The sequence below is a fragment of the Spirillospora sp. NPDC052242 genome, assembly GCF_040679555.1.
In the GTDB taxonomy this organism is placed as follows: Bacteria; Actinomycetota; Actinomycetes; order Streptosporangiales; family Streptosporangiaceae; genus Spirillospora.
In genome coordinates, this window is the sequence record NZ_JBFAUZ010000029.1 from 92,180 (window position 1) to 117,490 (window position 25,311).

Genomic DNA, 25,311 nt, shown 5'->3' on the forward strand with positions numbered 1-25,311 from the left:
TTCGTGGCCTCGGCCTTCTCGGCGTCGGTCTTCGCGGTGTCGACCTTCTTGTCCTCCGCCTTCGCGACCTCGGACTTCTCGGCGTCCGCCTTCGCGTCGACGGTCTTCTTGACGTCGGTCTTCGCGTCGACGGTCTTCTTGACGTCGGTCTTCGCGACGCCGGTCTTCTTGACGTCGGTCTTCTTGACGTCGGACTTCGCCGTGCCGGACGGCTCGGTCTTGCCGGCGTCGCCCTTGCGGACCGGGCCGTCGCCCGCGGTGTCGGCGCCCATGCCCTTGGCGGGAGCGGCGCCGGCGACCTTGGCGCCGCCGCGCACCAGCCGGCCCACCTCGGCCCTGAGGCGGATGAACTCGGGCAGCCCGCGGGTCTCGATCTGGTCGCGCTCGGTTGGCAGGTCGACCCGCAGGTCGGCGTGCACGCGGGCGGGGGACCGGTTGAGGACGACGACGCGGTCGCCGACGTAGACGCTCTCGTCGATGTCGTGCGTGACGAGCAGGATCGTCATCTTCTCGTCCCGGTGGACCTTCAGGACGAGGTCCTCCAGGTCCTCCCGCGTCTGCGCGTCGACCGAGCCGAACGGCTCGTCCATCAGCAGCAGGGACGGGCGGTAGGCGAGCGCGCGGGCGATCGACACGCGCTGCTGCATGCCGCCCGACAGCTGCCACGGGTACTTCTTGCCCGCGTCCGGGAGGCCGACCGACTCGAGGGCCTCCTGCGCGGCGGCGCGCCGGTCGGCGCGGGACTTGCCGCGGCGCCGCAGCGGCAGCGCCACGTTGTCGCGGACGGTCAGCCAGGGGAACAGCGAGCGGCTGTAGTCCTGGAAGACGACCGCCAGGTCGTCCGGCACGCCGTCGATCGGCCTGCCGTTCAGCTCGAGCTTCCCACCGGTCGGGCGGATCAGCCCCGCGATGCAGCGCAGCAGGGTCGACTTGCCGCAGCCGGACGGGCCGACGATGCTGAGCAGCTCGCCGTCCGCGACCGTGAGGTCGAGGGAGTCGAGAGCGGTGAACCCGTCTCCGTAGGAGTGCGTGAGGCCGTTGATCTCTAGCATCGCGGCCGCCTTTTCTGTGTGTGCGTTACGTGGAACATCGTCAGGTCGCGAGCCTCTTGGCGCCGGCGTGCCAGGACAGCAGCCGCCGCTCCAGCAGCATGAAGACGGCGTTGAACAGGAACCCGAGGATGCCGAGCATGACGATGCCGGCCCACATCCGCGGCAGCTCGAACTGGCGCTGCGCGTCCAGCAGCTCGGTCCCGATGCCGACGGTGCTCCCCATCAGCTCGGACAGCACCATCAGGATCAGCGCGAACGACAGCGCGACCCGCAGGCCCGCGAAGATCTTCGGCGCGGCCGCCGGGAGGATGATCGTCGTCATCCGGCGGAACCGGGAGACGTTGAAGACCCGCGCGGTCTCCAGCTGAAGGGCGTCCACGGAGCGGACGCCGTCGGAGGTGTTCAGCAGCACCGGCCAGATCACGCCGAACGCGATCGTCACGATCCGCATGGTGTCGCTGATCGAGAACACCAGGATGAAGAACGGCAGCAGCGTGGGCGGCGGGACCGCCCGCAGGAGCTGCAGCACCGGGTCGAACATGTCGAACAGGACGCGGGACCGTCCGATGGCGGCGCCGATCACCACGCCGATGAGGCCGGCGGCGGCCCAGCCGATGAACAGGTTCTTCAGGCTGCTGGCGAAGTCCTCCAGCGCGTCTTCGGAGAGGAACAGGCGCGACGCGGGCCCGGAGAACCAGATGTCCTTGAGCGTACGGACGATCTCCGTGGGCGGGGGGAAGTAGGTCTCGTTCACCGCGCGGGTGACGAGTTCCCACAGCACGACCGCGGCGGCGACGAGCCACAGGCGCGCGAGGACTCCGCGTCCCAGTTTCAGCGCCTTCACGAGACCCCCTCCACCCGCGCGGTGTTCCAGCGGAACGCGATCCGCTCGAAGAGCAGCAGCAGGCCGTTGGCCAGCAGGCCGAGCAGGCCCGCCCAGAACGCGCCGGCGAGCAGCAGGTCGGTGCGGCCGCCGCCCGACTGGGTGTCGGAGAGGTAGATGCCGATGCCGTCCCAGCCGCCGGCGAACAGCTCGGTGCTGATCACGACGATGAGGGCGACGGACGCGGCGATCCGGACGCCGGTGACGATGAACGGCGCGGCGCTCGGCAGGGACACCCGCCACAGCACCGACAGGGTGCCGAAGCCGAAGCTGCGGAGGCTCTCCTTCGCCACGGGGTCGACGTCGCGGAGCGCGTAGAGCGTGTTGATGAGGATCGGCCAGAGGCACGCGTAGAAGACGAGCGACATCTTCATCTGCAGCGGCTCGGCGAACAGGATGATGGCGAGCGGGATGAGCGCGACCGAGGGAATCGGACGGAGCAGCTCGACCAGGGCCCGCGACGCGGTGTCGAGCAGCGGGACCGAGCCGAGCAGCACGCCCAGCGGGACCGCCACCAGGACCGCGAGCGCGAGCCCGCCGAGCCACGCCTGCAGGGAGGCGCCGACGTCGACGAGGAACTCCTCGTCGACGGCGAGCTTGGCGGCCTCCGACAGGACGGTCGTCATCGGGGGCAGGGCGTCGCGGTCCAGGAGGCCGGCACGGCTGACGCCCTCCAGAACCGCGAGCACCCCGACACCGCCGGCCGCGCCCAGCGCGATTCGGCGAATGTTCATGAAACGAGAGTTCATGAAACCTGTGCGATGAGGGTCTTGATGTCGAGCTTCTTGTCGATGTAGCCGAACTGCTGCATGACGTCCGGGACGCGCTGGAGGCGCTCGGCGCTCAGGGTGCTGGTGTAGGTGCCGTAGCTCATCGTCGCGGCGACCTCGGCGTCGATCTTGGCGTACTTCGGCAGGGTGTCCTGGACGACCTTACGGTCGGCGCACTGTCCCGCGGCCTTCTGCAGCGCGCGCTGGAACGCGGCGACGGTCTTCGGGTTCTCCTTCACGAACTTCTCCGTGGAGGCGTAACCGGCGATCGGGAAGTCGGCGGTCGGGCCGCTCGACAGGTCCGTGACCATGCGCGCGCCGATCGACTGCTGCATCTGGGTGCCGAACGGCTCGATGGCCTGGACGGCGTCGACGCTCTTGGACTTGAGCGCCTGCTCCATGTTCGGCGGCGGCACCTCGACGAAGTCGTCCTCGCTGAAGGTCACGCCCTTCGGCTGCCCGGCCGCCTGGATCATCAGCGTGCTGATGTTCTGCTTGGTGTTGACCCCGATCTTCTTGCCCTTGAGGTCCTCGATCGAGTGATACGGGGAGTCCTTGCGCACCATCAGCGTGTGGGTCTTCGGACCGCTCTGGAAGCCCTCGGCGACGATCCGGGGCTTGAATCCGGGGTCCTTGACCGATGCGGTGACCAGGGAGACGTAGTTGCCGAAGCTGATGTCGAGGGCGCCGCTCTTCAGCTTCGGAATGGCCTCGGCGCCGCCCTGGAGGGTCTGGAGCTTGACCTCCAGGCCCTCGGCCTCGAACAGCCCCTTCTCCATGGCGAGCTGAACCGGCGCGGTGTCGGCGACGGTCATCGTGCCGAGCGTGATCCTGGAGGTCTCCAGGCCGTTGGCGGAGGCGGTCTCGTCCTCGCCGCCACAGGCGGCGCCGGTGAGGCCGACGGCGATGGCGAGCGCGCCGGCGAGGACCGCGCGACGGTGTGTGACTGGCATGCGCAACGCTCCGTATGCGGGGGAAGCTTGATGAGCTGGGCTGAAAGCTGATCTTTCAACGAGCGGGGAGCGTAGCGCACCGTAGACACGCTGGGGGTGAGATGTCAGGTTTACGTGGACTTATGTGAAGATGCGTAAACAAGCTGTGACATTGATATCTCCTGCATCACAAGTCCGGACTTGTGTGATCATTCGGGTTGGCCATGATGGTCGCTCTGTGTTGCAATGTTCCGCGCTCGTCCGCAGCGGAGCGGGTGGGCGACACGACCCGAATCTCATTCAGGTCACCGTGCGCCGCGAGCGGTCAACCCAGTGAGAGGTAGCGGAGGGCAGTGCGGAAAGCCGAAGGGGCCGAAGGGGCCCCGCAGTCCCCCGAGCAACGCCCGTCTGCCAGCGAAGACGTTCCGAAGAGAGGCTTCCTGGGCGGGCGGTTCCGGCTGCGCAACTGGCGCGTGCGGACGCGTCTGCTGGCCCTCATCGTGGTCCCCACGGTCGCGGTCGCGCTCGTCGCCGGACTCCGCGTCTCGGAGTCGATCGAGAACGCCGACGCCTACGAGCGCACCGGCCGGTTGGCCACGCTCGGTAAGGAGTTGACTGCGCTCACCCACGAAGTCGAGGGCGAGCGGGACATGACGGCCCGCGCGGCCGCCGGCGGCGCCAACGCCGTCAACCCGGAGGAGCTCAAGGCCCAGCAGGACGCCGTGGACACCGCCGCGCGCAAGGTGCGGGACGTCGCGCAGGACGTCGAGACCGGCTCGCAGTCGCTCGACCTCGCCGTCACGAACGTCCTCAACCGCGTCGACGACCTGAGCGCGCTGCGCAAGGTGTCGGGCAGCCTCGCGCCCGGCGTCGTCATCGACCGGTACAGCGACTTCGTCTCCGCGTTCAGCGACTTCCACCAGGTCGTCTCGCAGACGGCCCCGACCCCCGAGATCGCGCAGAGCGCCCTGGCCCTGTCCGACCTCGCGCACGCCAAGGACGCCGCGTCCCGCGAGCGGTCGCTCATCGCCGCCGCCATGTGGCAGCAGCGGTTCGAGCCGCTGGAGCGCAGCCGTGTCGAGGACGCCCGCGCCGAGCTGAACGCCAGCGTCGGCTCCTTCCGCAGCACCGCCACGACCGTGCAGCTCCGGCTCTACGACGACACCGTCACCGGCCCCGAGCTCGACCAGGCCGAGTACACCCGGATCCTGGTGCTGGCGCGCGCCGACGCCACCACGAACCTGTTGGTGAAGTTCAGCGCGAACGCCGCCAAGGACTGGGTGAGCGACTCGTCCGCGCGGGTGGACCGGCTGCGGACGGTCGAGCAGAACATCGCCGCCGACCTGGCGGAGGACGCCGACGCCGCCCGGTCCGGCGCGCAGATGGACGCGGTCCGCGACGCGGTGCTGCTGTTCCTCGTCCTCGCGATCGTCGTCGCGCTCGTCCTCATCGTCGCCCGCTCGCTGGTCCTCCCGCTGCGCCGCCTGCAGACGGGCGCGCTGGAAGTCGCCGGCACCCGGCTGCCCGGCCTGGTCGAGCGGCTCCGCGACCCGGAGGCCGCGGCCGGCGGGATCGAGGTCGAACCGATCGACGTCGACTCCCGCGACGAGATCGGCCAGGTCGCGCGCGCGTTCGACGAGGTCCACCGCGAGGCGGTCCGGCTGGCGGCCGACGAGGCCGTCCTGCGAGGCAACATCAACGCGATGTTCGTCAACCTTTCACGCCGCAGCCAGTCGCTCATCGAGCGCCAGCTCCGCCTCATCGAGGAACTGGAGCAGAGCGAGCGGGACGAGGAGCAGCTCGGCAACCTGTTCCGGCTCGACCACCTCGCCACCCGCATGCGCCGCAACAACGAGAACCTGCTGGTCCTCGGCGGGCAGGAGCAGGTCCGCCGGTGGCGCAAGCCCGTCCCGCTCATCGACGTCGTCCGCGCCTCGCTGTCGGAGGTCGAGCAGTACGAGCGGGTCTCGCTGCGCGTCCAGGGCGACATGACCGTCGCCGGACCCGCCGTCAACGACCTCGTCCACCTGCTGGCCGAGCTCATCGAGAACGCGACGACCTTCTCGTCCGAGCACACCAAGGTGACGGTGTCGGGGCAGCTGCTCAGCGGCGGCGGCTCGATGCTGCAGATCACCGACAACGGCGTCGGCATGTCGCCCGAGGAGCTGGAGCAGGCCAACTGGCGGCTGGCGAACCCGCCCGTCATCGACTTCGGCGCCGCGCGCCGCATGGGCCTGTTCGTGGTCGGCCGCCTCGCCGTCCGGCACGGCATCCGCGTCGAGCTGCGCGCCGCGCAGGGCGGCGGCCTCACCGCGTTCGTCGTCCTGCCGGACGCCGTCATCAGCCCCGGCGAGTCCGGCGGCATCGGCGCCCGCGGCCTGCCCGGCCGGGAGGCCGCCGAGCAGGGCCCGCTGGCCACCCTCACCGCGCCCGCCGAGGCGCCCGCCGTCGGCGCCACCGGCGCCTTCCAGCAGGAGGGGCCCGGCACGGGCGGCACCCCCGCGCTCGGCCTGGGCGGCCCCGCCGGCAGCGGCTCGCACCCGATGGTCGGCGGCACCGGCCCGCTGCGCCCGCTGCGCGGCGCCACCGGCCCCCAGCCGACGATGAACGACTCCGGGCCGTTCGGTCCCGTGGGCGGGACCGGCGCGCACGCCGCCCGGCCCGGCACCGGCCCGCTCCCGCGCGTCCCCGCGGACGAGCCCGCGTCCCGGCACCCGTCCGAGCGGCCCACCGAGGAGTGGCGCCCGGACGACCAGGAGCCGCCGCGGCGCCCCGGCGAGCTGCCGGTCCGGCGGCCGGGCGCCCAGCTGCCGGGACGTCCCGCCGGCGACGACGGCGGCAACGGCCTGTTCGAGCCGCGCGGCGAGCGGCCGGCGGAGCAGCCCGCCGAGCAGCCCTTCGACCGGCCCTTCGAGCAGCGGCCCGACGAGCCGGGACGCGACGACGCCGGCGGCCGTCCGGGCGGCCCCGAGCCGGTCGTCCCCGAGGCGCAGCCGATGGTGCCCGAACCCCGGTCGGCGCGGCACATCCCCTGGGAGACGGGCCCGCTCGACCAGCTCGGCGACCAGTACGGCGAGCCGTTCGGCGGACCGGCGGACGCCACGATCGCCGACGGCTCCCTGAACGGCGCGGCGCACGGCGGCGAACCCGCCCGGGCCGAGAGCGGCTGGGGCGCCCCCGGCGACACCGCGTGGGGCGAGCCCGCCGACCGCGCCCCGGCGGAGCCCGCACGGCCGGACGCCCCGGCGCCGCAGGGCCGCCCCGGCCCGCGCGCGGCCGAGGACGCCGTCCCCGAGCGGCCCGCACCCGAACCGTCGATGTTCGACCGTCCGGCGCAGGCCCCCGCCGCGCCGCCGCAGAGCGCGCCGGGACCGCGACCGTCCCCGCCCGCGCCGCCGCAGCCCCCCGCCGGGCCGCCGCGGGTCCCCGAGCGCTCACCGATCTTCGACGCGATGCAGTCGGAATGGTTCCAGCGCAGGTCGGGGGAGATGGTGAACGAGGATCCGGTGAAGGGCTGGGAGTCCCCGGCGGACGCGGGGTTCCGCGCCGCCGAGGCCGCCCGCGAGCCCGTGGCGGAAAAGCGCACGGCGGTCGGGCTGCCCAAGCGGGTGCCCGGCAAGAACAGGGTGCCGGGCGCCGTCGGCAAACCGGGCGGGACGCTCCAGCCGCCCACCGTGCCGACGGCGGACCCGACCGCGGGCCGTCCGCCGCAGCAGCCGGGCGCCGCCCAGGGCGCGCCCGTCCAGGACGCTCCGGCGCAGGGCCGGCCGGAGGAGCAGCAGGGACTCGGCCAGTCGGCCGACGTCGTACGCAACCGCTTCGCGAGCCTGCAGCGCGGCGTCAATCGGGGCCGCACCGAAACTCGCGGCGGAGGCACGTCAGGTGAGGCGCCGTCACAGGACGACGGCGAGACAGGAGGCGCTCGGTGAGCGGGCAGGATCTCAACTGGTTGGTGACGAACTTCGCGGACCGTGTCCCGAAGGTCGCGCACGCCGTCGTTGTCTCCTCGGACGGCCTGCCGATGGCGTACTCGGCGGGCTTCCCGCCGGAGCGCGCGGACCAGCTCTCGGCGATCGCGTCCGGCCTGATGAGCCTCACGCAGGGCGCCGCGAAGATCTTCGACGCGGGCGGCGTGAACCAGACGGTCGTGGAGATGGACCGCGGGCTGCTGTTCGTCATGTCGATCACCAACGGATCGGTGTTCGCCGTGCTCGCGGCCCCCGACTGCGACCTCGGCCTGGTCGCGTACGAGATGACGCTCCTGGTGGAGCGGGTCGGCCGCGTGCTGAGCCCGGCGCTGCGCGGGCAGGCCGAGCCGCACGGGCCGTCCGTGACCGAGATGGGCGCCGGGCCCGCCCGCTACTGACCCTGACTGACTCTGACGGAGGTCAGCGACATGGATCGAGGCAGTCCCTACGGAGGCGGCCCCGGCGGCCCCGGCGGCTGGCCGGGCGAGCCCCGGCCGCCGCGTCCGATGCCGGGGCGGGCGCCCGCGCAGGAGGACGACGGCGAGTCCAGCTCACTGGTGCGCCCGTACGCCGTCACCGGCGGGCGGACGAAGCCGCGGTACGACCTGGCCATCGAGGCCCTGGTCACCGCCGCCCCCTACCCGCCCCGGGACGTGGCCGTGCTGACCCCGGAGTACCGGGCGATCATGGACCTGTGCCGGCAGGCGCGTTCGGTGGCCGAGGTGTCGGCGCTGCTGCGCATCCCGCTCGGGGTGGCGCGCGTCCTGGTCGCCGACATGGCCGTCGAGGGCCTGCTGCGCCTGCACCAGTCGCAGCCCTCCACCACCGCCGGCGGTCAGCCGGACATCCGCCTGCTAGAAAGGGTGCTCAGTGGCCTTCGGAAGCTCTGACCAGGTCCCCGGCCCGCCCGCCGGCGAGGCCGAGCTGACCTCGGTCAAGATCGTCGTCGGCGGCGGGTTCGGCGTCGGCAAGACGACCTTCGTGGGCTCGGTCTCGGAGATCATGCCGCTCACCACGGAGGCGGTGATGACGGCCGCGTCCGCGGACGTCGACGACCTGTCGGCCGTCCCGGACAAGACCACCACGACCGTCGCGATGGACTTCGGCCGCGTGTCGCTCGACAGCGAGCTGATCCTGTACCTGTTCGGCACCCCCGGGCAGCACCGGTTCTGGTTCATGTGGGACGACCTGGTGCGCGGCGCCATCGGCGCGGTGGTGCTCGTCGACACCCGCCGGCTCGAGGACTGCTTCGCCGCCGTGGACTACTTCGAGGAGCTCGGGCTGCCGTTCGTCGTCGGCGTCAACGGGTTCCACGGGGAGTTCCAGTACGCGATCGAGGACATCCGCGACGCCCTGTCGATCAGCGCGCACGTCCCGATCGTGCAGTGCGACGCGCGCAGCCGCGAGTCCACCAAGCAGGTGCTGATCACGCTGGTGCAGCACGCGATGACGGTGCACGCCACGGCCGGCGCCCACGCGCAGCCCGCCGCCCCGCCCGCCCCGCCCGCGCCGCCGGCCGGCCCCCTCGGCACGTCCTCCCCCAGCTGGACGTGATTTCCCAGGGGGGCGTGATTTCCCAGGGGGGCGACCCCCTGGAACCCCCGCCGCGGGGACGGCGATCCTCGCGTGCTGTTGCAAGGCCACCGGTTCCGTGCGTCTGTCGTACGCACGCTGCGGTCGCCGTCCCCGTCGCTTCGCGCGACCTCCGGCGCCGGGGCGCCTCCGGCCGCGCGAAGCGTGATGCGTGGCTGTGGGCGGTTGGCTTGGTTTGTTCGGGGGTTCGCCCCCCGGAAGTTCGTCGTGGGGTGGGACACGCGGTCGGGTGTCGTTGGTCGGGCTCGGGGTGACTCCGTGGTTGTGGGCGGTCGTGTTTGTTCGTTCACATCGGGGGTTCCTACGGTCGCGTAGGTCGTGTGTACGATGCATCATTGTTCGACGTGATCGAACATGATTCAGCGTCGGGGGCGGCGGGCGGGATCCGCACGTACGTCGCCCTCGGGGACAGCTTCACCGAAGGACTGAACGACCCCTACCCCGGCGAGGACGACCGGTTCCGCGGCTGGGCGGACCGGCTCGCCGAGCACATCGCCGCGCGGAATCCGGGGCTGCGGTACGCCAACCTCGCGGTGCGCGGCAAGCTGGTGCGCCAGATCGTCGACGACCAGGTCCCGCTAGCCGTCGAGATGGACCCCGACCTCGTGACCTTCTGCGCGGGCGGCAACGACATCCTGCGGCCCGGCGCCGACCCGGACGCGCTCGCGGTGGTGTTCGACGACGCCGTGCGGCGGCTGCGCGCCACCGGTTCGCGTGTGGTGGTCTTCACGGGGTTCGACCCGCGCGGGCTGCGCAACGGGCGGCGCATCCGGGGGAAGGGCGCCACCTACAACATGCACCTGCGGGCCATCGCCGACCGGCGCGGGTGCACGGTCGTCGACCTGTGGTCGCTGCGGGTGTTCGACGACCCCCGGGCGTGGTTCGAGGACCGGCTGCACCTGTCGCCGGAGGGGCATCGCCGCATGGCGCTGCGCGTCGCGGAGGTGATCGGGCTGCCGGTGGAGGGCGACTGGCGCGAGCCCTGGCCGCCGTTCGAGGGGGCCGACTGGCTCACGTCCCGGCGCGAGGACCTGCACTGGGCGCGCGCCTACCTCCTGCCGTGGATCGGCCGGCGGGTGACCGGACGGTCGTCCGGGGACGGCCGCGATCCCAAGCGGCCCACGCCGCTGCCGCTCTGACGGCTCAGGCCGGATCGGCGTGGGCGGCGCTCCGGGTGTTCGGAGCGCCGTCGCCGTCCGGCGTCCCGGCGAGGGCCTCGCGCAGCGTGCCGTGGACGGGCATCCGGCGGTGCAGGCCGGTGATCTCCAGCGCGCGGCGGATCACCGGCCGCGGCGCGGCCAGCGTCACGCCGCCGCCGGCGGCGGCCGCCGCCTTGTAGCAGGCCACGATGACCGACAGGCCGCCCGAGTCCATGAACTCGAGGTCGCTGAGGTCGAGGACGAGATCGTCGCCGTGGTCGCGCCGCGCGTCGCGCAGGCCGCGGCGCAGCGTGTCGGCGGTGGCGATGTCCAGCTCGCCGCACAACCGGACGACGGCGCGCCCGTTCTCGGTGCGGGCGGTGACTTCGAGCGGTCGCACGCGGTCCCTCCTCCTTCGGTTCGATGCCGACATTTACTTTACACATGACAAATTCTCGCACCAGTCCGCGCGGACCGGGCATGTCGCGGGCGGGTGTGTCGGGCGTCACCGGGGTCATAGGGTGCTCACCAGACGTGCCGCCCCCTCGCGTAGGAGAAGGACCCACAGGTGAGTTCCCCCCGGCTGCCGGACCATCTCGAAGTGCTGCTCACCGAGGAGCCCGTGCTCGACGTGTACGCGCACGGGCCCTGGCGCGTCCCGGACGGGCTGTACGACGAGCTGCGCGAACGGGCCGTCGCGTTCAACGACGACCCGCGCGTCGTGGAGCTGCCGCGCCGCCACGGCGACTTCTACAACGAGGGCACCACCGCCGCCGGGGCCGAACTGTGGTCGCTGCTGACCTTCCTGCTGGGCGCGGCGGCGCTGCGCGGCGGCTCCCGCGGCGACGTCGACTACGAGGTGCTGGCGGACTTCATGGCCGCGCCCGAGCCCAGCGTCCGCGACCCCCTCGCCTGGTTCTCCCAGGCCGGGCGGTGGCGGCCGCCGGGCCTGTGGCTGGCCGAACCCGCCGGGGACGACCCGGCCCTGCGCGCCCTCATGCTGGACCTCGCGCGGACGGGCCTGGACGTGTTCGAGGGGCTCGAGCCCGTCGAGCGGCGCCGCCGCGCGCTCATCGGGATCTTCGAGCGGCGCGCCGCGGACCCCGTCCTGCACGAGTGCGACCTGACCGTCCCGAAGCCGCTGCTGGAGGACGCCTGGGGCGCCGAACCGACGGACGAGGAGCTGGCCGTCCTGCCCGAGCTGGCCGGGCCCGTCGCCTACCTCGGCTGGGCCTGCGACGGGTTCGACGCCGCGCACGGGCGGCTCCTCGCCGCCCTCGGGGCCGGGGAGCCCGCGGACGACGCGCTCGCCCGGCTGCTGCTCGCCGCCGACGCCGCGGCCGCGCCCGCCGAGCTGGCCGTGACCCTCGGCACCGACCGGCACGCGAACATCCAGGACCGGATGCGCGCGCTCCGCGCCGACTTCGCCGTCGACCCGTGGCGGCACGACGTGCGCGACCGGCTCGCGCTCGCCCTCGTCGCGGGCGAGGCCGACGCCGCCCGCGCGTGGCTCGACATGGCCGTCCGGATCACCGGCGCCGTGCAGGGCCTGCCGGGCGCGCCGGTCGCCCCGCGCGACCGCGTCCCCGTCCGCGCGTTCCAGGCGGACGTGCGGCGGCTGTTCACCGCGCGCCGCGTCGCCAACCCGCTGGGCGACGCGCTGTTCCCGGGCGCCCGCCGCGCGACGGCCGAGGACGCGACGGGCGAGGAGGCGTCCGGCGGCGAGCCCGCGGCGGCGACGGACGAGCGCCCGCCGGACGACGACCTCGTCGGGCAGCCGGAACTCGCGCGGGCCGTCGCGGACGCCGTCGCGGCGCGGCTCGCGGGGGAGCGGCCCGTCCGGCTGCTGATCACCGGACCGGCCGGGACCGGCAAGGGCACCGCCGCCGAGCTGGTGGAGCGGCGGCTGGCCGTCGGCGGCGCCGTCCGCGAGGCGCTGTGGATCTCCGACCAGGTGTTCGCGTCGCTGGGCGTCAGCGACGCCGTGCTGTGGTTGCAGGCCCGCGTCCGCGACTGCGTCGAGGCCCGGATGCTGCTGGTGGTGGACGACCTGGAGCGGCTCGCCGCGCACGAGCGGTGCGGCGCCGCCGCCGTCGAGGAGCTGCGGCGGCTCATGGCCCGCTCGCCCGCGCTGGACGTCGTCGCGCTGTGCCGTCCCGGCGGCGACCGGCGGCTGTTCGACGCGAACCCGGCGCTGGTCGGCGCGTTCGACACCGCCCGCACCCGCGACTTCGCCGAGGACGACTTCGCCGAGCTGTTCACCCGGGCCGCCGCGCGGCGCGGGTTCGCGGTGCCGGCGGACGTCGCGGCGGCCGCGGGCGCGCGGCTCGCCCGCACCCCGGCGCTGCTGAACCTGCGCGGCGCCCGGCTCGCCGAGCAGCTCGCCGAACGGTCCGCCGGGGCGGCCCGCGCCCGCCTCCGCGGGGCGGCGGCGGAGGACGCCGGGAGCGCGCCGCGGATCGCCGCGGACGACCTGCCCGAGCGGCTCATCCCTGGCCGTCCGCCGCAGAGCGACCCGTTCGCCGAGCTGGCGGCGTGCGTCGGGATCGAGCCGGCGAAGCGGGAGGTCGAGGCGCTCGTCGCCGAGGCCGAGGCGGCCCGGCTGCGCCGCGAGGCCGGGATGGCGGCCGCCGCCCGGCCCCGGCACCTGGTGTTCGCCGGCGGGCCCGGCACCGGCAAGACGACGGTCGCGCGGATCCTCGGCCGGATCTACGCCGACCGCGGCATCCTGTCGTCCGGGCACCTCACCGAGGTCGAGCGGGCCGACCTGCTCGGCGAGTACGCGACCGAGAGCGTCCTGCGCGTCCGCCGGGCGGTGGAGCAGGCGCTCGGCGGGGTGCTGCTGGTCCGCGACGCGCACGCGCTCGTCTCGTCCGGGGACCCGGCGCGCGGCCGGGAGGTGCTGGACGTCCTGATCGCCAGCGTGCAGGCCCACACCGACGACCTCGTGGTGGTGCTGACCGGGCCGGAGGCCGAGCTGAACGGGCTGCTGAAGGCGCACTCCGACCTCGCCGCGTTCTTCCCCCGCACGGTCCGGTTCCCGGGCTTCACCGAGGACGAGCTCGTGCGGGTGTTCGCGGCGAAGGCCGCCGACGCCGGGTTCGCGCTCGCCGACGGCGTCCTGGACCGGGTCCGCGCGCTGCTGCAGGCCGCGCCGCAGGGCCCCGGGTCCGCGAACGCCCGCACGATGGTGAACCTGCTCGACCGGGCCGTCGCCCTGCAGGGCCGCCGCGTCCTCGCCGACGGCGTCGTCGACGAGACCGAGTCGCTCGACGAGATCCTCCTCGAGGACGTCCCGGACGCGCTCGCCCGCGGCCGCGAGGGCGTCCCCGGCGACCCGCTCGCCGAGATCGAGCGGCTCATCGGCCTCGACGCGACCAAGCGGGAGGTCGCCGCGCTCGTCGCCGAGGCCCGCGCCGGGCGGCTCCGCATGGACGCCAAGATCGCGCCGGGCTCCCCGGCACGGCACATGGTCTTCACCGGGAACCCCGGCACCGCCAAGACCACCATCGCCCGGCTGGTCGCCGCCGTCTACGCGCAGCTCGGGCTGCTGTCGTCCGGCCACCTGGTCGAGGTGACCCGCGCCGACCTCGTCGCCGAGTACATCGGGCAGACGGCGCCGCGGGTGCGCGCCGCGGTCGAGCGGGCGCTCGGCGGCGTGCTGTTCGTCGACGAGGCGTACGCGCTGGCGCCCGCCGACCCGTACGCGGGCGGCGACCGGCGCGACTTCGGGCACGAGGCGATCGCCGAGCTGCTGCGGCTGATGGAGGAGCACCGCGGCGACCTCGTGGTCATCGTCGCGGGCTACAAGACGGAGATGGAGCGGTTCGTCAAGGCCAACCCGGGCCTGGAGTCCCGCTTCCCGAAGTTCCTGCACTTCCCCGACTACTCCGACGACGAGCTCGTCGCGATCTTCGAGTTCATGGCGGCCGAGGACGGGTTCGTCCTCGCGCCGGGGACGACGGACGCGCTGCGCGGGCTCGTCACCGGGCACCCGCGCGGCGACACGTTCGGCAACGCCCGGTACGTCCGGAACCTGCTGGAGGCCGCGATCTCCCGGCAGGCGCGCCGCATCACCTCGGTCGAGGGCGAGCTGCCGCCCGGCGAGGCGGGCACGCTCCGTCCCGAGGACCTGCCGGAGGCGCCGCCCGCCGAGCGGGACGGCGGCGCGGGCTACGGCCCGTACCTGTGAGCGGGCCGTCGCACCCGGTGGCATGGGACGCGCGCCGCGGGGCAGGGTGCGCCGTGCGGGACGTGGACCTGATCGCGACGCCGTGTCCCTCGACATGGTGATTTGGAGCTGTGGACAATCATGCGGGGGATGGAAGCGAGGGACGCCCCGTTTTGTCTAAGGTCTACGGCATGAGTGACGGCTGGCCGGAAGGCCGGGGACGACGCGAGGAGGGCCGCCGCGTGGCGCGCAGCGGGTACGAAGGCGCCGGAGCGGAACACCCCCACGCGGGCCGCGGGCGGGATCCGTACGGGGACGCGTACGGCGCTCCGCGCCGGGACCCGTACGCCGATCCCTACGACGACCCGTACGCCGGCGACCAGCTCGCCGGTTCCCGGCCGTATCCGGGCGATCCCGGCGGCCCGGGCGGTCGCGGCGGCCCGCCGCCGGCCCGGCGCCGCCCGCCGCGCCGCCGGCCCCGGTGGGGGCGCGGGCTGAGCGTCTTCCTGGTCCTCGTCCTGCTGCTGATCGTCGGCGGCTACTTCTACCTCGACGGCAAGCTCGAGCGCGAGGACGTCCTGGTCGACTACGCCGGCCGCGTCGCCGACACCCCCGGGACGAACTGGCTGATCGTCGGGTCGGACAGCCGCGAGGGCCTGTCGCGGGAAGAGCGCGCGAAGATGGCCACCGGCAAGGCGTCCGGGCGCCGCACCGACTCGATGATGCTGCTGCACTACGGCGAGGGCGGCACGTCGCTCGTCAGCCTCCCGCGCGACTCGTACGTCCCGATCGAGGGGCACGGGCGCAACAAGCTGAACGCCGCGTTCGCCCTCGGCGGCCCCAAGCTGCTCGTCCGGACGGTCGAGGAGGCCACCGGCGTCCGCATCGACCACTACGCCGAGATCGGGTTCGCCGGGTTCGTCGGCGTCGTGGACGCCGTCGGCGGCGTCGAGATCTGCGTCAAGGAGCCGATGAAGGACCCCAAGGCCGGTCTCGACCTCAAGCCCGGCTGCCAGACGCTCGACGGCGCGCAGGCCCTCGGCTACGTCCGGAGCCGGAACTACGCCCGCGCCGACCTGGAGCGCGTCGAGAAGCAGCGGCAGTTCTTCGGGGCGCTGATGAAGAAGGCGGCGAGCCCCGGCACGCTCGTCAACCCGTTCCGCAGCATCCCGCTCGCGACGAACGGCGCGAGCAACTTCCTCGTCGACGAGGACGACCACATCCACGACCTCGCCCGGATGATGTGGGCGATGAAGGGCGTCAGCGGCGGCGACGGCGTGATGACGACCGTCCCGATCGGCGGGTCGGGCAGCTCGGCGTCCGCCGGGGCCTACATCACCTGGGACCGGCAGAAGGCGAGCGCGCTGTTCGACGCGCTCAAGCAGGACCAGCCGATCCCGGCGAGCGTCGCGGAGAAGGCCGCGGGTTAGAGTCGGAACATGCCGGACGCGACACCCGAGGAGAACCTGGACCAGCTGACGTCCAAGGAGCTGTACGACCGCGCGATGCGGGTCGCCAAGGACGAGCGCGACGTCGGCTTCCTGTGGGACCTGCTGCGCGCGATCCCCGCGGCGGCCGCCGCGGTGGGCGAGACCGACCGCGCCAGGTTCGACATCCTGCACGGGCTGTCGCTGCTGGAGGAGTTCACGCACGCGGGGGAGGGCGAGCTCGGCGACGCCCTCCGCCCCTTCTACATCGAGTACCTCACCGAGCACGCCAAGCGGGCTTGACCGGCTCTTTTACCCGTCTTGATCTCCGTTCGGCCACCCTAGGGAATCACTGTGCGTAGGCATCCGACCTCAGAGGGTGGTTGAAGTGAACAAGAAGCACCTGAAGATCGCGTCCATCGCGTTCTTGGCGTGGTACGTCGTGAGCAGGCCCGAGGGGGCGGCGAGCATGGTCAACAACGCCCTGAGCGGCCTCGGCACCGCGGCGGAGTCGCTGTCGACCTTCATGAGCGCGATCCCCGCGTAGCCCCGGACGGCCGTCCCCGGGCGGTCGTCCCGGGCGGAGGCTCCGGGAGCGGTTCCGCGGCGCCGCGTCATCAGCGCCGAGTTTTCCGCGCCGAGTCTTGCACGCTGAGTCTTCCGCGCGGCGGCCGTCGAAGCGGCGGTCATCGACCCGTCGGCCGCTGATACGGCGGCCACGGAAGCCGCCCCGGTTCTTCTTCGGCCCCGTACCTCGGGCGGTACGGGGCTCTTTCGCATGGCCACCAAGCGCTGGCGGCCGCGTCACAGTAAAATCGCGCTTTGCGGGCGGACACGCCTGGGCACAATCAAAGCGGGTCATTGTGTCACGGCGCTAGGACAGGGACGGCGTTGCTCATGAAGAAGAACATGAAATATGTGGCGATCGCTTTCGTCATCTTCTACCTCCTGAGTTCACCGAACGAGGCGGCCGGCTTCGTCAACAACATCTTCACGCAGCTCGGCCGGGCCGGCGGTTCCCTCTCGTCGTTCGTGGACGGCCTGGACCTGTCCCCCTGACCCCGGCACCGTGACGCCGTCCCCGGCCGGCCGGCGGCCGGGGAGGGGCGATCTCCTAGGATCGGCCCCATGTCTGTCTTCGACGTAGAGATCGAGGGTCTGCGGGGCGGCTCCGCGGACCTCGCGCAGTACCGGGGCAAGGCCGTGCTCGTCGTCAACGTCGCCTCCAAATGCGGCCTCACCCCCCAGTACTCCGGCCTCGAACGGCTGCAGGAGCGGTTCGCCGAACGCGGCTTCACCGTCCTCGGCGTCCCCTGCAACCAGTTCATGGGCCAGGAGCCCGGCACCCACGAGGAGATCGCCGAGTTCTGCTCGACGACCTACGGCGTCACGTTCCCGCTGACCGAGAAGGTCGACGTGAACGGCGACGACCGCCACCCCCTCTACCGGGGCCTCGTCGGCGTCGCCGACGCCGAGGGCCACACCGGCGACATCCGGTGGAATTTCGAGAAGTTCCTCATCGCCCCCGACGGCACGGTCTCCGCCCGTTTCGCGCCGCAGGTCGAGCCCGAATCGGACGAGGTCGTCACCGCCATCGAGAACACCCTTCCGGCCTGAACCCGCGCACCCGGGCGGCGATGTGAATCGCACCACACCGCCGTCCGGTTGTCGGCCATTCGACGGCCGGTCTAGCTTGAGGGCTCCCCGCGAAGCGACCTGGAGGTTCCCATGCGAGGCTGGACCGCGGACGACATCGGCGACCTCAGCGGACGCCGCGCGATCGTGACCGGGGCCAACAGCGGCCTCGGCTACCACACGGCCCTCCAGCTGGCGCGGCACGGCGCGTCCGTCATCCTCGCCTGCCGCAGCGCCGAACGCGGGCAGACGGCCCACGACCGGATCCGCGCCGCCGTCCCGGACGCCGACGTCACGCTCGGCTCCCTCGACCTCGCCGACCTGTCGTCCGTCCGCGCCTTCGCCGAACGCCACCCCGAACCCCTCGACGTCCTCGTCAACAACGCCGGCGTCATGGCGCTCCCGCACCGCACCACCGCCGACGGCTTCGAGATGCAGTTCGGCACCAACCACCTCGGCCACTTCGCGCTCACCGGGCTGCTCCTGCCCGCGCTCCGCGCCGCGAAGTCCCCCCGCGTCGTGAACGTGACGTCCGGGCTGGCCTGGAGCGGCCGGTTCAACTGGAAGGACCTCCAGGGGGAGCGCCGCTACCGCAAGTGGGCCGCCTACGGGCAGTCGAAGCTGGCGAACCTCTCCTTCACCGCCGAACTCGACCGGCGCGTTCCCGAGCTGACCGCCGTCGCCGCGCACCCCGGCTACGCCGCCACGAACCTCCAGCAGACCGGCCCCCGCATGCAGGGCAGCCGCCTCCTCGAACGGGTCACGGGCCTCGGCAACGCCCTCGTCGCGCAGCCCGCCCGCGACGGCGCCCTGCCCCTGCTCTACGCCGCGACGTCCCCCGACGTGCGCGGCGGCGCCTGCTACGGCCCCCGCATCCTGCAGTACCGCGGCGCCCCCACCGAGGTCGTCACGCCCCCGCAGGCCACCCGGCCCGGCGTCCCGGCCCGCCTCTGGCAGGTCTCCGAGTCGCTCACCGGCGTCTCCTACGAGGACTGATCACGGCGCGCGGGCGATGTCCCAGTCGAGCGTCGCGGGCACCGCGCCCTCCAGCGTGAGCAGCCACCGCTTGCCCTCGACGCCGCACGCCCCGCTGTACCCGCCGAGCCCGTTCGACGCGACCACCCGGTGGCACGGCACGATCAGCGGGATCGGGTTCGCGCCCATCACCTGCCCGACGACCTGCGCGTGCACGCCCGTCCCGCTGCGCTCGCCCAGCTCCCCGTACGTCACGACCGTCCCGTACGGGACCGCCTCGTACAGGGTCGAGAGCACCGCGCGGTGCGCGTCCGACGTCAGCCGCCAGTCGATCGGCAGCCCGAACGTCTCGCGCCCGCCCGCGAAGTAGGCCCGCAGGGCCTCGAGCGCGGGTGCCGTCCGGCCCGGGTCGTCCACGACGGGCAGCCCGGACGCCTTGACGGTGCGGGCGCGCGCGCCGGGGGTGTCGTGGAAGTTCAGCGAGACCACGCCGGTCTCGCTCACGGCCACGAGCAGGCGCCCGAGCACGGTCTCGACCGTGCCGAACGCGAGGGTTTCCTCCATCGGTGCGCTCCTTCCTCCCGGTATTCAACCCCGTCGGCCCCGCCCGCGTTGCACCGAACGCCCACTCCGGCGACCGCCGTCCACCCCCCCGATTCTTGCCCGGGTGCGGCCCGTCCGGGGAGACGGGCCGCACCCGGGCGTTCAGGGGCCGGTGAGGACGCGGTGGAGGCGGGCGGCCTCGGCGACGAGGCGGCTGGAGCCGCCGCGGGCGGCGGCCTCGGCCAGCCCCGGCACGGCGTCCCGGGCGCGGACGAGCTCGGCGGTGCGGGTGCCGAGGGCGACGAGGTCGGGGAGACCGGACGGGGCGCGGGTGCCGGGCTCGGGGAGCAGTGCGGGCAGCGCGGCGGCGATCACCCGCCAGACGTCGGCGTGCGCGCCCGCGTCGGCGGCCTCGCTCAGGGACCGGACGGCGCGGTTCGGCTTGAGCCGGTCGATGCGCGTCAGCGCGCCGACGGCGGTGCCGGTCTCGGCGGCCGGGAGGCCGCCGCGGGCGCTGAGGGCGAGGAACGCCTCGACCGCGTCCGCGCGCTCGCGGGCGTCCTTGTGCCCGAGGGCGTAGGCGAGGACCGTCGCCGTGGCCGCGCCCGCCGGGCCGTCCGCCGCGGCCAGCGCGAGGGCGGTGGCGCCCTGGCCGGACGCGTACTCGTACTCGTCGATCTGGTGGGGGAGGACGTGCGCGGCGGCGACCTCGCGGTGCGACGGCAGCAGCGCGGGCCACGATTCGGTGCCTCCCGGGTTCTGCCGGGAGGTGAACTTCGCGGTGTGCTCCCACAGGTCCGCGAGGTCGCTCGGGACGTCACGGGTGGAGGTCACGGTCACCATGCCGACCGGCGGCAGGTTCAGGGGGCGCCCGGTCCCGGTGCGGAGCGGTTCGTCGACCAGGCCGCACTCGACGGTGGGGTCGGGCAGTCCGCCGGGGCCCGCCAGCGCGAGCGCGAGCGTCCGTCCGGCCTTGGACGTCAGGCGCTTCGCGCGGACGGCGGCGTCGGTGTCCTCGTCGCGGGGGAGCCGCAGGAGGGCCTGGACGAAATCGGCGCGGCCCGGGTCCGCGCCGGCCGCCTCGTACCGTTCGATGCGTTCGACGAGCGCCATCGGCGCGATGTGGCCGCTGCCCTCGGTCGGCGCCGCCAGCAGCGCCGGGACGCGGCCGACGAGGGCGGGCAGCTCGTGCTTGCGGCGGATGAGGAACCGCTGGAGCGGCGGGCCGCCCGTCCGCGCCGCGTGCCGCAGCTGGTCGCGGACCTTCGTGATCAGGCCCGGGGCGGGCTCGACCAGCGCACGGACGGCGTGGTCCGCCCAGAAGCGCCGGGCGTCGGTGGCCGGGTGCAGCACCCCGTCGGCCCCGCGCAGGGAGTCGGCGAGGGGCCGGAGCGCCTCCCTCGTGCCGGACGGATCGGCGAACGCGAACTCGACGAGCCCCGCGAGGAAGCGTTCCGTCTCGACCCACCTGAACATGGTGTACCGCTGCGCCGCGAACACCTCGGCCAGTTCGGTGAGCGAGGCGATCGGGGCGGGCAGCGCGCGCGGGACGAACGGGGGCGGGCCGGACGGGACGGGCGCCGGTTCGGCGCCCCCGTCCACCTCGCCGTAGGCGGCGGCGATCGCGGCGCGGAGGTCCGCGGGGAGGCCGGCGGCCGCGTCCCGCACGGTCTCGCGGGTCGCGTCGTCCACCCGTCCGGCATGCTTCACCGCGATCTTCACGGCGCGTTCGCGCAGGTCGAGGGCCTCGGCGACGAAGACGGCCGTGATCGCGCGGACCGTCGCGTCGGCGCGGTCGCGCTTGCGGGCCGTCCGGTCCAGCCAGGCGAGGGCGGTCCGCACGAGCTTCTTCTCGGGGCGGAAGGCGAGCGCGTCGGCGGCCTCGGCGAACAGGCCGGCGTCGAGCCGGCCGAGGTCGTCCGCCCGCCGGACCTGCCGGAGCGCCAGGTCGGCGACGGTGGACGGGGCGGACGGCAGCAGCCGGACGTGGTCGCGGACGCGCGCCGCGGCCTCGTCGCCCGCCGGGTCGAGCCGGTCGTGCAGCCGCACGAAGAAGCGCAGATCGTGGGGCGAACCGCCGCGCAGGAACCGGCTGACGCAGCCGTCGATCAGCGCGGCGCGGTCGAGCCGTCCGGCGGCGGCGAGCCCGGCGAGCGCCTCGGCCCAGGTGCTCTTGCGGTCCCGGTCCCAGCGGAGGCGGGCCTCGTCGTCGGCGAGCGCGCCGCCCACGCCGTCCGCGTCGAACAGCCGGGGGACGAGCGCGTCGAGGAACGGGTCGTCGGCCAGCCCGGACGGGTCGGCGAGGACCGTCCAGCCGACGACGAAGCCGTCCGACGCGGGCGCCTCGGCCCCGGCGGACAGGGTGAGCGTCGCCGCCATCCGCCACAGCGACTCGCGGCGATCGTCGGCGACGCGGATGCGGTCGGCGATGCGGCGGCCGACGTCGGCGCGCCACTCGGCGGGGCGCGCGGCGGTGACCTTCGCCAGGTCGCGGTCGAATCCGGTGTGCCGCCGCCGCCAGGCCCACATCTCCAGCTCCCGGCGGCACAGCCAGTTCGCCGCGGCGGCGGCCCCGCCGATCGTGCCCGCGCCCGCCAGCAGCAGCGGCTCGACGAAGCCGCGCTCCAGGACGTTCCACTCCGCCTTCGCCCGCAGCTCCCGCAGCCGCCCCGGCAGCGCGTCGGCGACCTCGCGGCGGCCCGCGTCGTCGAGCTTCGTCACCAGCGCCATGACCCGGCCCGGGTCCTTGGCGTCGATCGCCGCGCGGACGTCGTCCCACGCGGTCATCGGACGGCCTCGGCGGACGCGCCGCGGCGGACGATCCGGGCCGCGAGGACGTGCTTGCACGGGCCCCGCTCGCCCCGGTGGTCGTACCACCACGGGCACGTGCACGACGCGGCGTCGCCGTCGCCGTCGAACCGGACGTGCCGCTCCCCGCCGTCGGTCGTCACCACGGCGACGCCGTCGCCGGTGAACCGCACGGAACCGTCCTCGACCAGCGCCTGCGCCGACCGCAGCCGCGGGTTCAGCGCCGCCACCCGGGACGGGTCGTACGGGAGCTCGCGGTGGAAGAACGCGGCCTCGGCGGTGTCGAACCCGACGCGGCCGGACGTCCCGAGCTGGACGAGCGCCGCCTTCGTCCGGTCGAGCGGGAGCCCCGAACGCTCGGCCAGCAGGTCCGGCTCGACGCGCGGCTCGAACGCCAGGAGCGCGCCGACGAGGTCGGCGTCGCCCGCCGCCTCGTCCGTCGCGAGGGCGTCGAGCACCGCGCCCTCGCCGGAGAACCCGCGCGACCGTTCCGGGGACAGCGTCAGCACGTAGCGCATCCCGGGCAGCTCCAGCTCCCACACGCTCGCCGTGGGGCCGCTCCCGGTCGTGACCGACGGCCCGTAGGCGCGGAGCGCGCGGGCGAAGCGCAGCAGCGGGAGCATCGTGCGCAGCCGGTCCGCCCCCGCCAGGCAGACCGCGCCCGGTGCCGGGCGGGGCGCGAGCCGCAGGGTCCGCCCGGCGGGCACGGCCCACATGTGGTTCCGGCCGCGCAGGGACCGCAGGAACCGGACGGCGTCGTGCCCGGTCAGCTCGGCGCGCGGGTCGAACCCGGCCGTGATCACCTGGACCTCGGCGAACCCGCGCAGCCACCGGTCGGGGAGCGGGACCTTCTTCTCCACCACGGCGCCGTCCAGGGTCGTGACGGCCAGCTCCTCCTCGCCGACCGCGAGGTGCAGCGGGTCGGAGCCGCCCACGCGGGCGAGCGCCTCGCGCAGCGGGCCGTTCACGTCCACGTTCGTCGTGCCGCGCTCGTGCACCTCGCCGTCCATCGCGGCCTCCAGGACGTCCAGCCGCGCGTACACGCCGCCGCACGCGGAGAACGACTCCAGCCGCAGCCGGTCGCCGTTGCAGGTGACCACCGGGTCGCGGAACCCGGTCGGGCGCGGCTGGTGGTAGCGGGTCTGCGCGACGTCGGCCAGCCCGATCAGCGCCGCCGCGGCCGGGGCGGCCTGCGTGAGGACGCCGCTGAAGAAGTGCGGATGCGCCCGGGGCCCGCTGCCGGTCGTCCCGCCCGAGGTCGACAGCCCCAGCAGGCCGCCGTCCATCCCGGACGGACGCGTGTACGTATAGGACTGTGCCGTAGTCGCCATGGGTCGGAAGGTAAAGGATCCTTCCGACAATCAGCCGAGCAGCGGCGGCGAAGCGCCGCCGGTGGAGGGCCGCGCGACGTCCGCGGCGGGCCGCGATGCCGCTGTGACGGGGGTGTGCACCGGCTCCCGGAAGGGCGGGGTAGTCTCGTTGACGTGCGACGGTTCCTCACTCCCGGTTGGCTCGGCCTGCATGCGCTGGCGATCGTGCTGTGCGCCGCGTTCCTCGGTTTCGGCTGGTGGCAGTACGACCGCGCCCAGGCCGGCAACGACCGCAGCTGGGCCTACACCTTCGAGTGGCCGATCTTCGCGATCTTCGTGGTCGTGATGTGGGTCAAGATGATCCGGGACGAGCGCAACGGCGTGGAGTCCCCGGCGCCCAAGGTGATCGAGGAGCCCGCCGAGGCCAAGGTGAAGCGGGAGATCATCCGTCAGCAGGAGGAAGAGGACCCCGCCCTGGCGGCCTACAACCGCTACCTCGCGCGGCTCAACGCCCAGAGCGGCCGGCGCGACTGACCCCGCACGAGCCCGGCTCGCGCGATCGGCCACCGGGCCGGAGAAAGGTGTGAACTGTGGAAGGCGCGGTGACCCGGTACCGGATCCTCGCCATGCTCGTCGGCACACTGCTGGTGCTGCTGGTGATCGGCATGGTGCTGAAGTACGGTCCGACCGACATGCCCGAGATGGCGGGCATCGTGTCCCCGATCCACGGCTTCTTCTACATGGTCTACCTGGCGGCCGCCTATGACCTGTGGCGGCGCACGGGCTGGCCCCTCAACCGGATGGTGCACATCGTGCTGGGCGGGATCGTCCCGCTGATGACGTTCTTCGTCGAGCGCCGGATCGTCCGCGACGCCCGGGCGCTGCAGGCGTCCGGGAAGCAGCCCGCCGAAGCCGGAGTCTGACCTCCCCCTCCGCGTGCCCCTCCGCGTGGACTCGCGCCCGCCTTCCGGCGTATCGTTTGACTGAGTCAAACATCTCGGGAGGCGGCCGATGGAACCCACCAGGGAGGACGTCGCGACGGTCCGGGCGTTCAACCGCTTCTACACGGGCGTGATCGGGGTGCTGGGCGAGGGACTGGTCGACAGCCCCTACTCCCTCACCGAGGCCCGCGTCATCTTCGAGCTGGCGCAGCGGGACCGGAGCGAGGTGCTGGCCCTGCGCCGCGCCATGGGCCTGGACGCCGGCTACCTCAGCCGGATGCTCGCCCGGTTCGAGAGCGACGGCCTGGTGACGCGGGAGCGTTCGGCGGAGGACGCCCGCCGCCAGGTCATCCGGCTCACCCCGCGCGGCCGCGAGGTGTTCGCGCTGCTGGACGAGCGGTCCGCAGGCGAGGTCCGGGCGCTGCTCGCCGGGGTGCCGGACGCGGACCGGACGCGGCTGCTCGCCGCGATGCGCACCGTCGAGGAGGTCCTCGGCGATCGCCGCCCGTCCGGCGCGGCGGCCGGACCGGTGCTCCGCCCCCTGCGCCCCGGCGACCTGGGCTGGATCGTCGAGCGCAACGGCGCCCTCTACGACGTCGAGTGCGGCTGGGACCGCACGTACGAGGCGCTCGTCGCGAAGGTCGTCGCCGACTACGTCGAGAACCACGACCCTGAGCGCGAGAACGCCTGGATCGCGGAGCTGGACGGCGAGCGCGTCGGCGGCGTCTTCTGCGTCCGCCGCGACGACGACGTCGCCCAGTTGCGGCTCCTGCACGTCGAGCCCGGCACGCGCGGCGCGGGCGTCGGGGCGGCGCTCGTCGACGCGTGCGTCCGCTTCGCGACGGATGTCGGGTACTCGGAGATCATGCTGTGGACGACGGCCGTCCAGCGCCCGGCGCACCGCGTGTACGCCCGCGCGGGCTTCGTCCTCGCCGAGGAGGAACCGCCGGTCGCCCGCTTCGGCGACACGATCCACGGCCAGATCTGGCGCCGCGAACTCTGATCTCCCGCCGTTTTCGTTCGGCCGTCCCGCGCGTTCGGTCGTCCCGTGCGTTCCGCGCGCATGAGCGCGGGCCCGCGAGCCCCGATCGCGGTGCTGTCGGAGCGGCCGCGCCTGCTGTTCGACTACTTCAAGCAGCAGTTCGCACAGGTCACCAACCCGCC

The 25,311-nt window shown here is 73.8% G+C and carries 23 protein-coding genes and 1 pseudogene; 16 read left to right on the plus strand and 8 right to left on the minus strand.

What is annotated here, in order from left to right; translation table 11 throughout:
* Window positions 1–302: 302 nt before the first annotated feature.
* The 4 genes and pseudogenes from AB0L25_RS23770 to AB0L25_RS23785 form a co-directional block, all read right to left on the minus strand.
* A pseudogene (locus AB0L25_RS23770) lies at window positions 303–1,052 on the minus strand (ABC transporter ATP-binding protein); the annotation flags it as partial.
* A 40-nt stretch (window positions 1,053–1,092) separates the two neighbouring features.
* The gene (locus AB0L25_RS23775) at window positions 1,093–1,896 is read right to left on the minus strand and encodes an ABC transporter permease (RefSeq protein ID WP_500174856.1); all 804 of its coding nucleotides are present in this window, start codon (window positions 1,894–1,896) and stop codon (window positions 1,093–1,095) included.
* A complete protein-coding gene (locus tag AB0L25_RS23780; protein WP_500174857.1) occupies window positions 1,893–2,669 on the minus strand; it encodes an ABC transporter permease in 777 nt (258 codons plus the stop codon). The genes AB0L25_RS23775 and AB0L25_RS23780 overlap by 4 nt, the downstream gene beginning before the upstream one ends.
* Before the next feature lie 11 nt (window positions 2,670–2,680).
* Entirely contained in the window at window positions 2,681–3,658 is a 978-nt protein-coding gene (locus AB0L25_RS23785; protein ID WP_500174858.1) for an ABC transporter substrate-binding protein, read from the minus strand.
* A gap of 452 nt (window positions 3,659–4,110) precedes the next feature.
* Between AB0L25_RS23785 and AB0L25_RS23790 the strand changes: the two genes are divergently transcribed.
* The 5 genes from AB0L25_RS23790 (at window position 4,111) to AB0L25_RS23810 (ending at window position 10,337) form a co-directional block, all read left to right on the plus strand.
* Window positions 4,111–7,566: a sensor histidine kinase gene (locus AB0L25_RS23790; RefSeq protein WP_500174859.1), complete on the plus strand. Its 3,456-nt coding sequence runs from the start codon at window positions 4,111–4,113 to the stop codon at window positions 7,564–7,566.
* Complete coding sequence (locus tag AB0L25_RS23795) at window positions 7,563–8,003, plus strand: roadblock/LC7 domain-containing protein (RefSeq protein ID WP_026400464.1); 441 nt, start codon at window positions 7,563–7,565, stop codon at window positions 8,001–8,003. The genes AB0L25_RS23790 and AB0L25_RS23795 overlap by 4 nt, the downstream gene beginning before the upstream one ends.
* Before the next feature lie 30 nt (window positions 8,004–8,033).
* A complete protein-coding gene (locus AB0L25_RS23800; RefSeq protein WP_500174861.1) occupies window positions 8,034–8,495 on the plus strand; it encodes a DUF742 domain-containing protein in 462 nt (153 codons plus the stop codon).
* A gap of 34 nt (window positions 8,496–8,529) precedes the next feature.
* A complete protein-coding gene (locus tag AB0L25_RS23805) occupies window positions 8,530–9,159 on the plus strand; it encodes a GTP-binding protein (RefSeq protein WP_026400462.1) in 630 nt (209 codons plus the stop codon).
* Between the two features lie 383 nt (window positions 9,160–9,542).
* Window positions 9,543–10,337, plus strand: a complete 795-nt coding sequence (locus AB0L25_RS23810) for an SGNH/GDSL hydrolase family protein (RefSeq protein ID WP_500174862.1) — start codon at window positions 9,543–9,545, stop codon at window positions 10,335–10,337.
* Window positions 10,338–10,341: 4 nt separating this feature from the next.
* On the opposite strand, the gene AB0L25_RS23815 is transcribed toward AB0L25_RS23810, so the two are convergent.
* Window positions 10,342–10,737, minus strand: a complete 396-nt coding sequence (locus AB0L25_RS23815; protein ID WP_500174863.1) for an STAS domain-containing protein — start codon at window positions 10,735–10,737, stop codon at window positions 10,342–10,344.
* Between the two features lie 168 nt (window positions 10,738–10,905).
* Between AB0L25_RS23815 and AB0L25_RS23820 the strand changes: the two genes are divergently transcribed.
* The 7 genes from AB0L25_RS23820 to AB0L25_RS23850 all read left to right on the plus strand — a co-directional run bounded on the left by AB0L25_RS23820 (window position 10,906) and on the right by AB0L25_RS23850 (window position 18,566).
* Complete coding sequence (locus AB0L25_RS23820; RefSeq protein WP_500174864.1) at window positions 10,906–14,529, plus strand: AAA family ATPase; 3,624 nt, start codon at window positions 10,906–10,908, stop codon at window positions 14,527–14,529.
* Window positions 14,530–14,699: 170 nt separating this feature from the next.
* Window positions 14,700–15,938, plus strand: coding sequence for an LCP family protein (locus AB0L25_RS23825; RefSeq protein WP_500174865.1), 1,239 nt, complete (start codon window positions 14,700–14,702; stop codon window positions 15,936–15,938).
* A 9-nt stretch (window positions 15,939–15,947) separates the two neighbouring features.
* Window positions 15,948–16,238 (plus strand): hypothetical protein, encoded by a 291-nt coding sequence (locus tag AB0L25_RS23830; protein ID WP_500174866.1) that lies wholly within the window; start codon window positions 15,948–15,950, stop codon window positions 16,236–16,238.
* Between the two features lie 85 nt (window positions 16,239–16,323).
* Entirely contained in the window at window positions 16,324–16,482 is a 159-nt protein-coding gene (locus AB0L25_RS23835) for a hypothetical protein (protein WP_500174867.1), read from the plus strand.
* A gap of 371 nt (window positions 16,483–16,853) precedes the next feature.
* Window positions 16,854–16,994 (plus strand): hypothetical protein, encoded by a 141-nt coding sequence (locus tag AB0L25_RS23840; RefSeq protein WP_169528779.1) that lies wholly within the window; start codon window positions 16,854–16,856, stop codon window positions 16,992–16,994.
* Between the two features lie 69 nt (window positions 16,995–17,063).
* Complete coding sequence (locus AB0L25_RS23845; RefSeq protein WP_500174868.1) at window positions 17,064–17,552, plus strand: glutathione peroxidase; 489 nt, start codon at window positions 17,064–17,066, stop codon at window positions 17,550–17,552.
* Between the two features lie 111 nt (window positions 17,553–17,663).
* Window positions 17,664–18,566, plus strand: a complete 903-nt coding sequence (locus tag AB0L25_RS23850; protein ID WP_500174869.1) for an oxidoreductase — start codon at window positions 17,664–17,666, stop codon at window positions 18,564–18,566.
* On the opposite strand, the gene AB0L25_RS23855 is transcribed toward AB0L25_RS23850, so the two are convergent.
* The 3 genes from AB0L25_RS23855 to AB0L25_RS23865 all read right to left on the minus strand — a co-directional run bounded on the left by AB0L25_RS23855 (window position 18,567) and on the right by AB0L25_RS23865 (window position 23,227).
* Entirely contained in the window at window positions 18,567–19,109 is a 543-nt protein-coding gene (locus AB0L25_RS23855) for a methylated-DNA--[protein]-cysteine S-methyltransferase (protein ID WP_500174870.1), read from the minus strand. It lies immediately after the preceding gene.
* A gap of 141 nt (window positions 19,110–19,250) precedes the next feature.
* Window positions 19,251–21,875, minus strand: coding sequence for a DUF7824 domain-containing protein (locus tag AB0L25_RS23860; RefSeq protein ID WP_500174871.1), 2,625 nt, complete (start codon window positions 21,873–21,875; stop codon window positions 19,251–19,253).
* Window positions 21,872–23,227: an SWIM zinc finger family protein gene (locus AB0L25_RS23865; RefSeq protein WP_500174872.1), complete on the minus strand. Its 1,356-nt coding sequence runs from the start codon at window positions 23,225–23,227 to the stop codon at window positions 21,872–21,874. Before AB0L25_RS23865 ends, AB0L25_RS23860 begins: the two co-directional genes overlap by 4 nt.
* Before the next feature lie 153 nt (window positions 23,228–23,380).
* On the opposite strand from AB0L25_RS23865, the gene AB0L25_RS23870 reads away from it, so the two are divergent.
* The 4 genes from AB0L25_RS23870 to AB0L25_RS23885 all read left to right on the plus strand — a co-directional run.
* On the plus strand, window positions 23,381–23,740 hold the full coding sequence (locus AB0L25_RS23870) for a hypothetical protein (protein WP_500174873.1): 360 nt from the start codon (window positions 23,381–23,383) through the stop codon (window positions 23,738–23,740).
* A 56-nt stretch (window positions 23,741–23,796) separates the two neighbouring features.
* Window positions 23,797–24,129: a DUF3817 domain-containing protein gene (locus AB0L25_RS23875; RefSeq protein WP_026400455.1), complete on the plus strand. Its 333-nt coding sequence runs from the start codon at window positions 23,797–23,799 to the stop codon at window positions 24,127–24,129.
* An 88-nt stretch (window positions 24,130–24,217) separates the two neighbouring features.
* Window positions 24,218–25,150 carry a bifunctional helix-turn-helix transcriptional regulator/GNAT family N-acetyltransferase gene (locus AB0L25_RS23880; RefSeq protein WP_500174874.1) on the plus strand — a complete coding sequence of 311 codons (933 nt, stop codon included), beginning with the start codon at window positions 24,218–24,220 and terminating at the stop codon, window positions 25,148–25,150.
* 60 nt (window positions 25,151–25,210) lie between these two features.
* Window positions 25,211–25,311: glutamate synthase central domain-containing protein (locus AB0L25_RS23885; protein WP_500174880.1), on the plus strand; the 101-nt coding region annotated here is incomplete at its 3' end.

Excerpts from the sequence above, each read along its gene's own strand:
- AB0L25_RS23825 (WP_500174865.1), top strand. The coding sequence starts at position 14,700 with ATGAGTGACGGCTGGCCGGAAGGCCGGGGACGACGCGAGGAGGGCCGC.
- AB0L25_RS23800 (WP_500174861.1), top strand. The coding sequence starts at position 8,034 with ATGGATCGAGGCAGTCCCTACGGAGGCGGCCCCGGCGGCCCCGGCGGC.
- AB0L25_RS23780 (WP_500174857.1), bottom strand. The coding sequence starts at position 2,669 with ATGAACATTCGCCGAATCGCGCTGGGCGCGGCCGGCGGTGTCGGGGTG.
- AB0L25_RS23850 (WP_500174869.1), top strand. The coding sequence starts at position 17,664 with ATGCGAGGCTGGACCGCGGACGACATCGGCGACCTCAGCGGACGCCGC.
- AB0L25_RS23880 (WP_500174874.1), top strand. The coding sequence starts at position 24,218 with ATGGAACCCACCAGGGAGGACGTCGCGACGGTCCGGGCGTTCAACCGC.
- AB0L25_RS23785 (WP_500174858.1), bottom strand. The coding sequence starts at position 3,658 with ATGCCAGTCACACACCGTCGCGCGGTCCTCGCCGGCGCGCTCGCCATC.
- AB0L25_RS23830 (WP_500174866.1), top strand. The coding sequence starts at position 15,948 with ATGCCGGACGCGACACCCGAGGAGAACCTGGACCAGCTGACGTCCAAG.
- AB0L25_RS23855 (WP_500174870.1), bottom strand. The coding sequence starts at position 19,109 with ATGGAGGAAACCCTCGCGTTCGGCACGGTCGAGACCGTGCTCGGGCGC.
- AB0L25_RS23865 (WP_500174872.1), bottom strand. The coding sequence starts at position 23,227 with ATGGCGACTACGGCACAGTCCTATACGTACACGCGTCCGTCCGGGATG.
- AB0L25_RS23845 (WP_500174868.1), top strand. The coding sequence starts at position 17,064 with ATGTCTGTCTTCGACGTAGAGATCGAGGGTCTGCGGGGCGGCTCCGCG.
- AB0L25_RS23860 (WP_500174871.1), bottom strand. The coding sequence starts at position 21,875 with ATGACCGCGTGGGACGACGTCCGCGCGGCGATCGACGCCAAGGACCCG.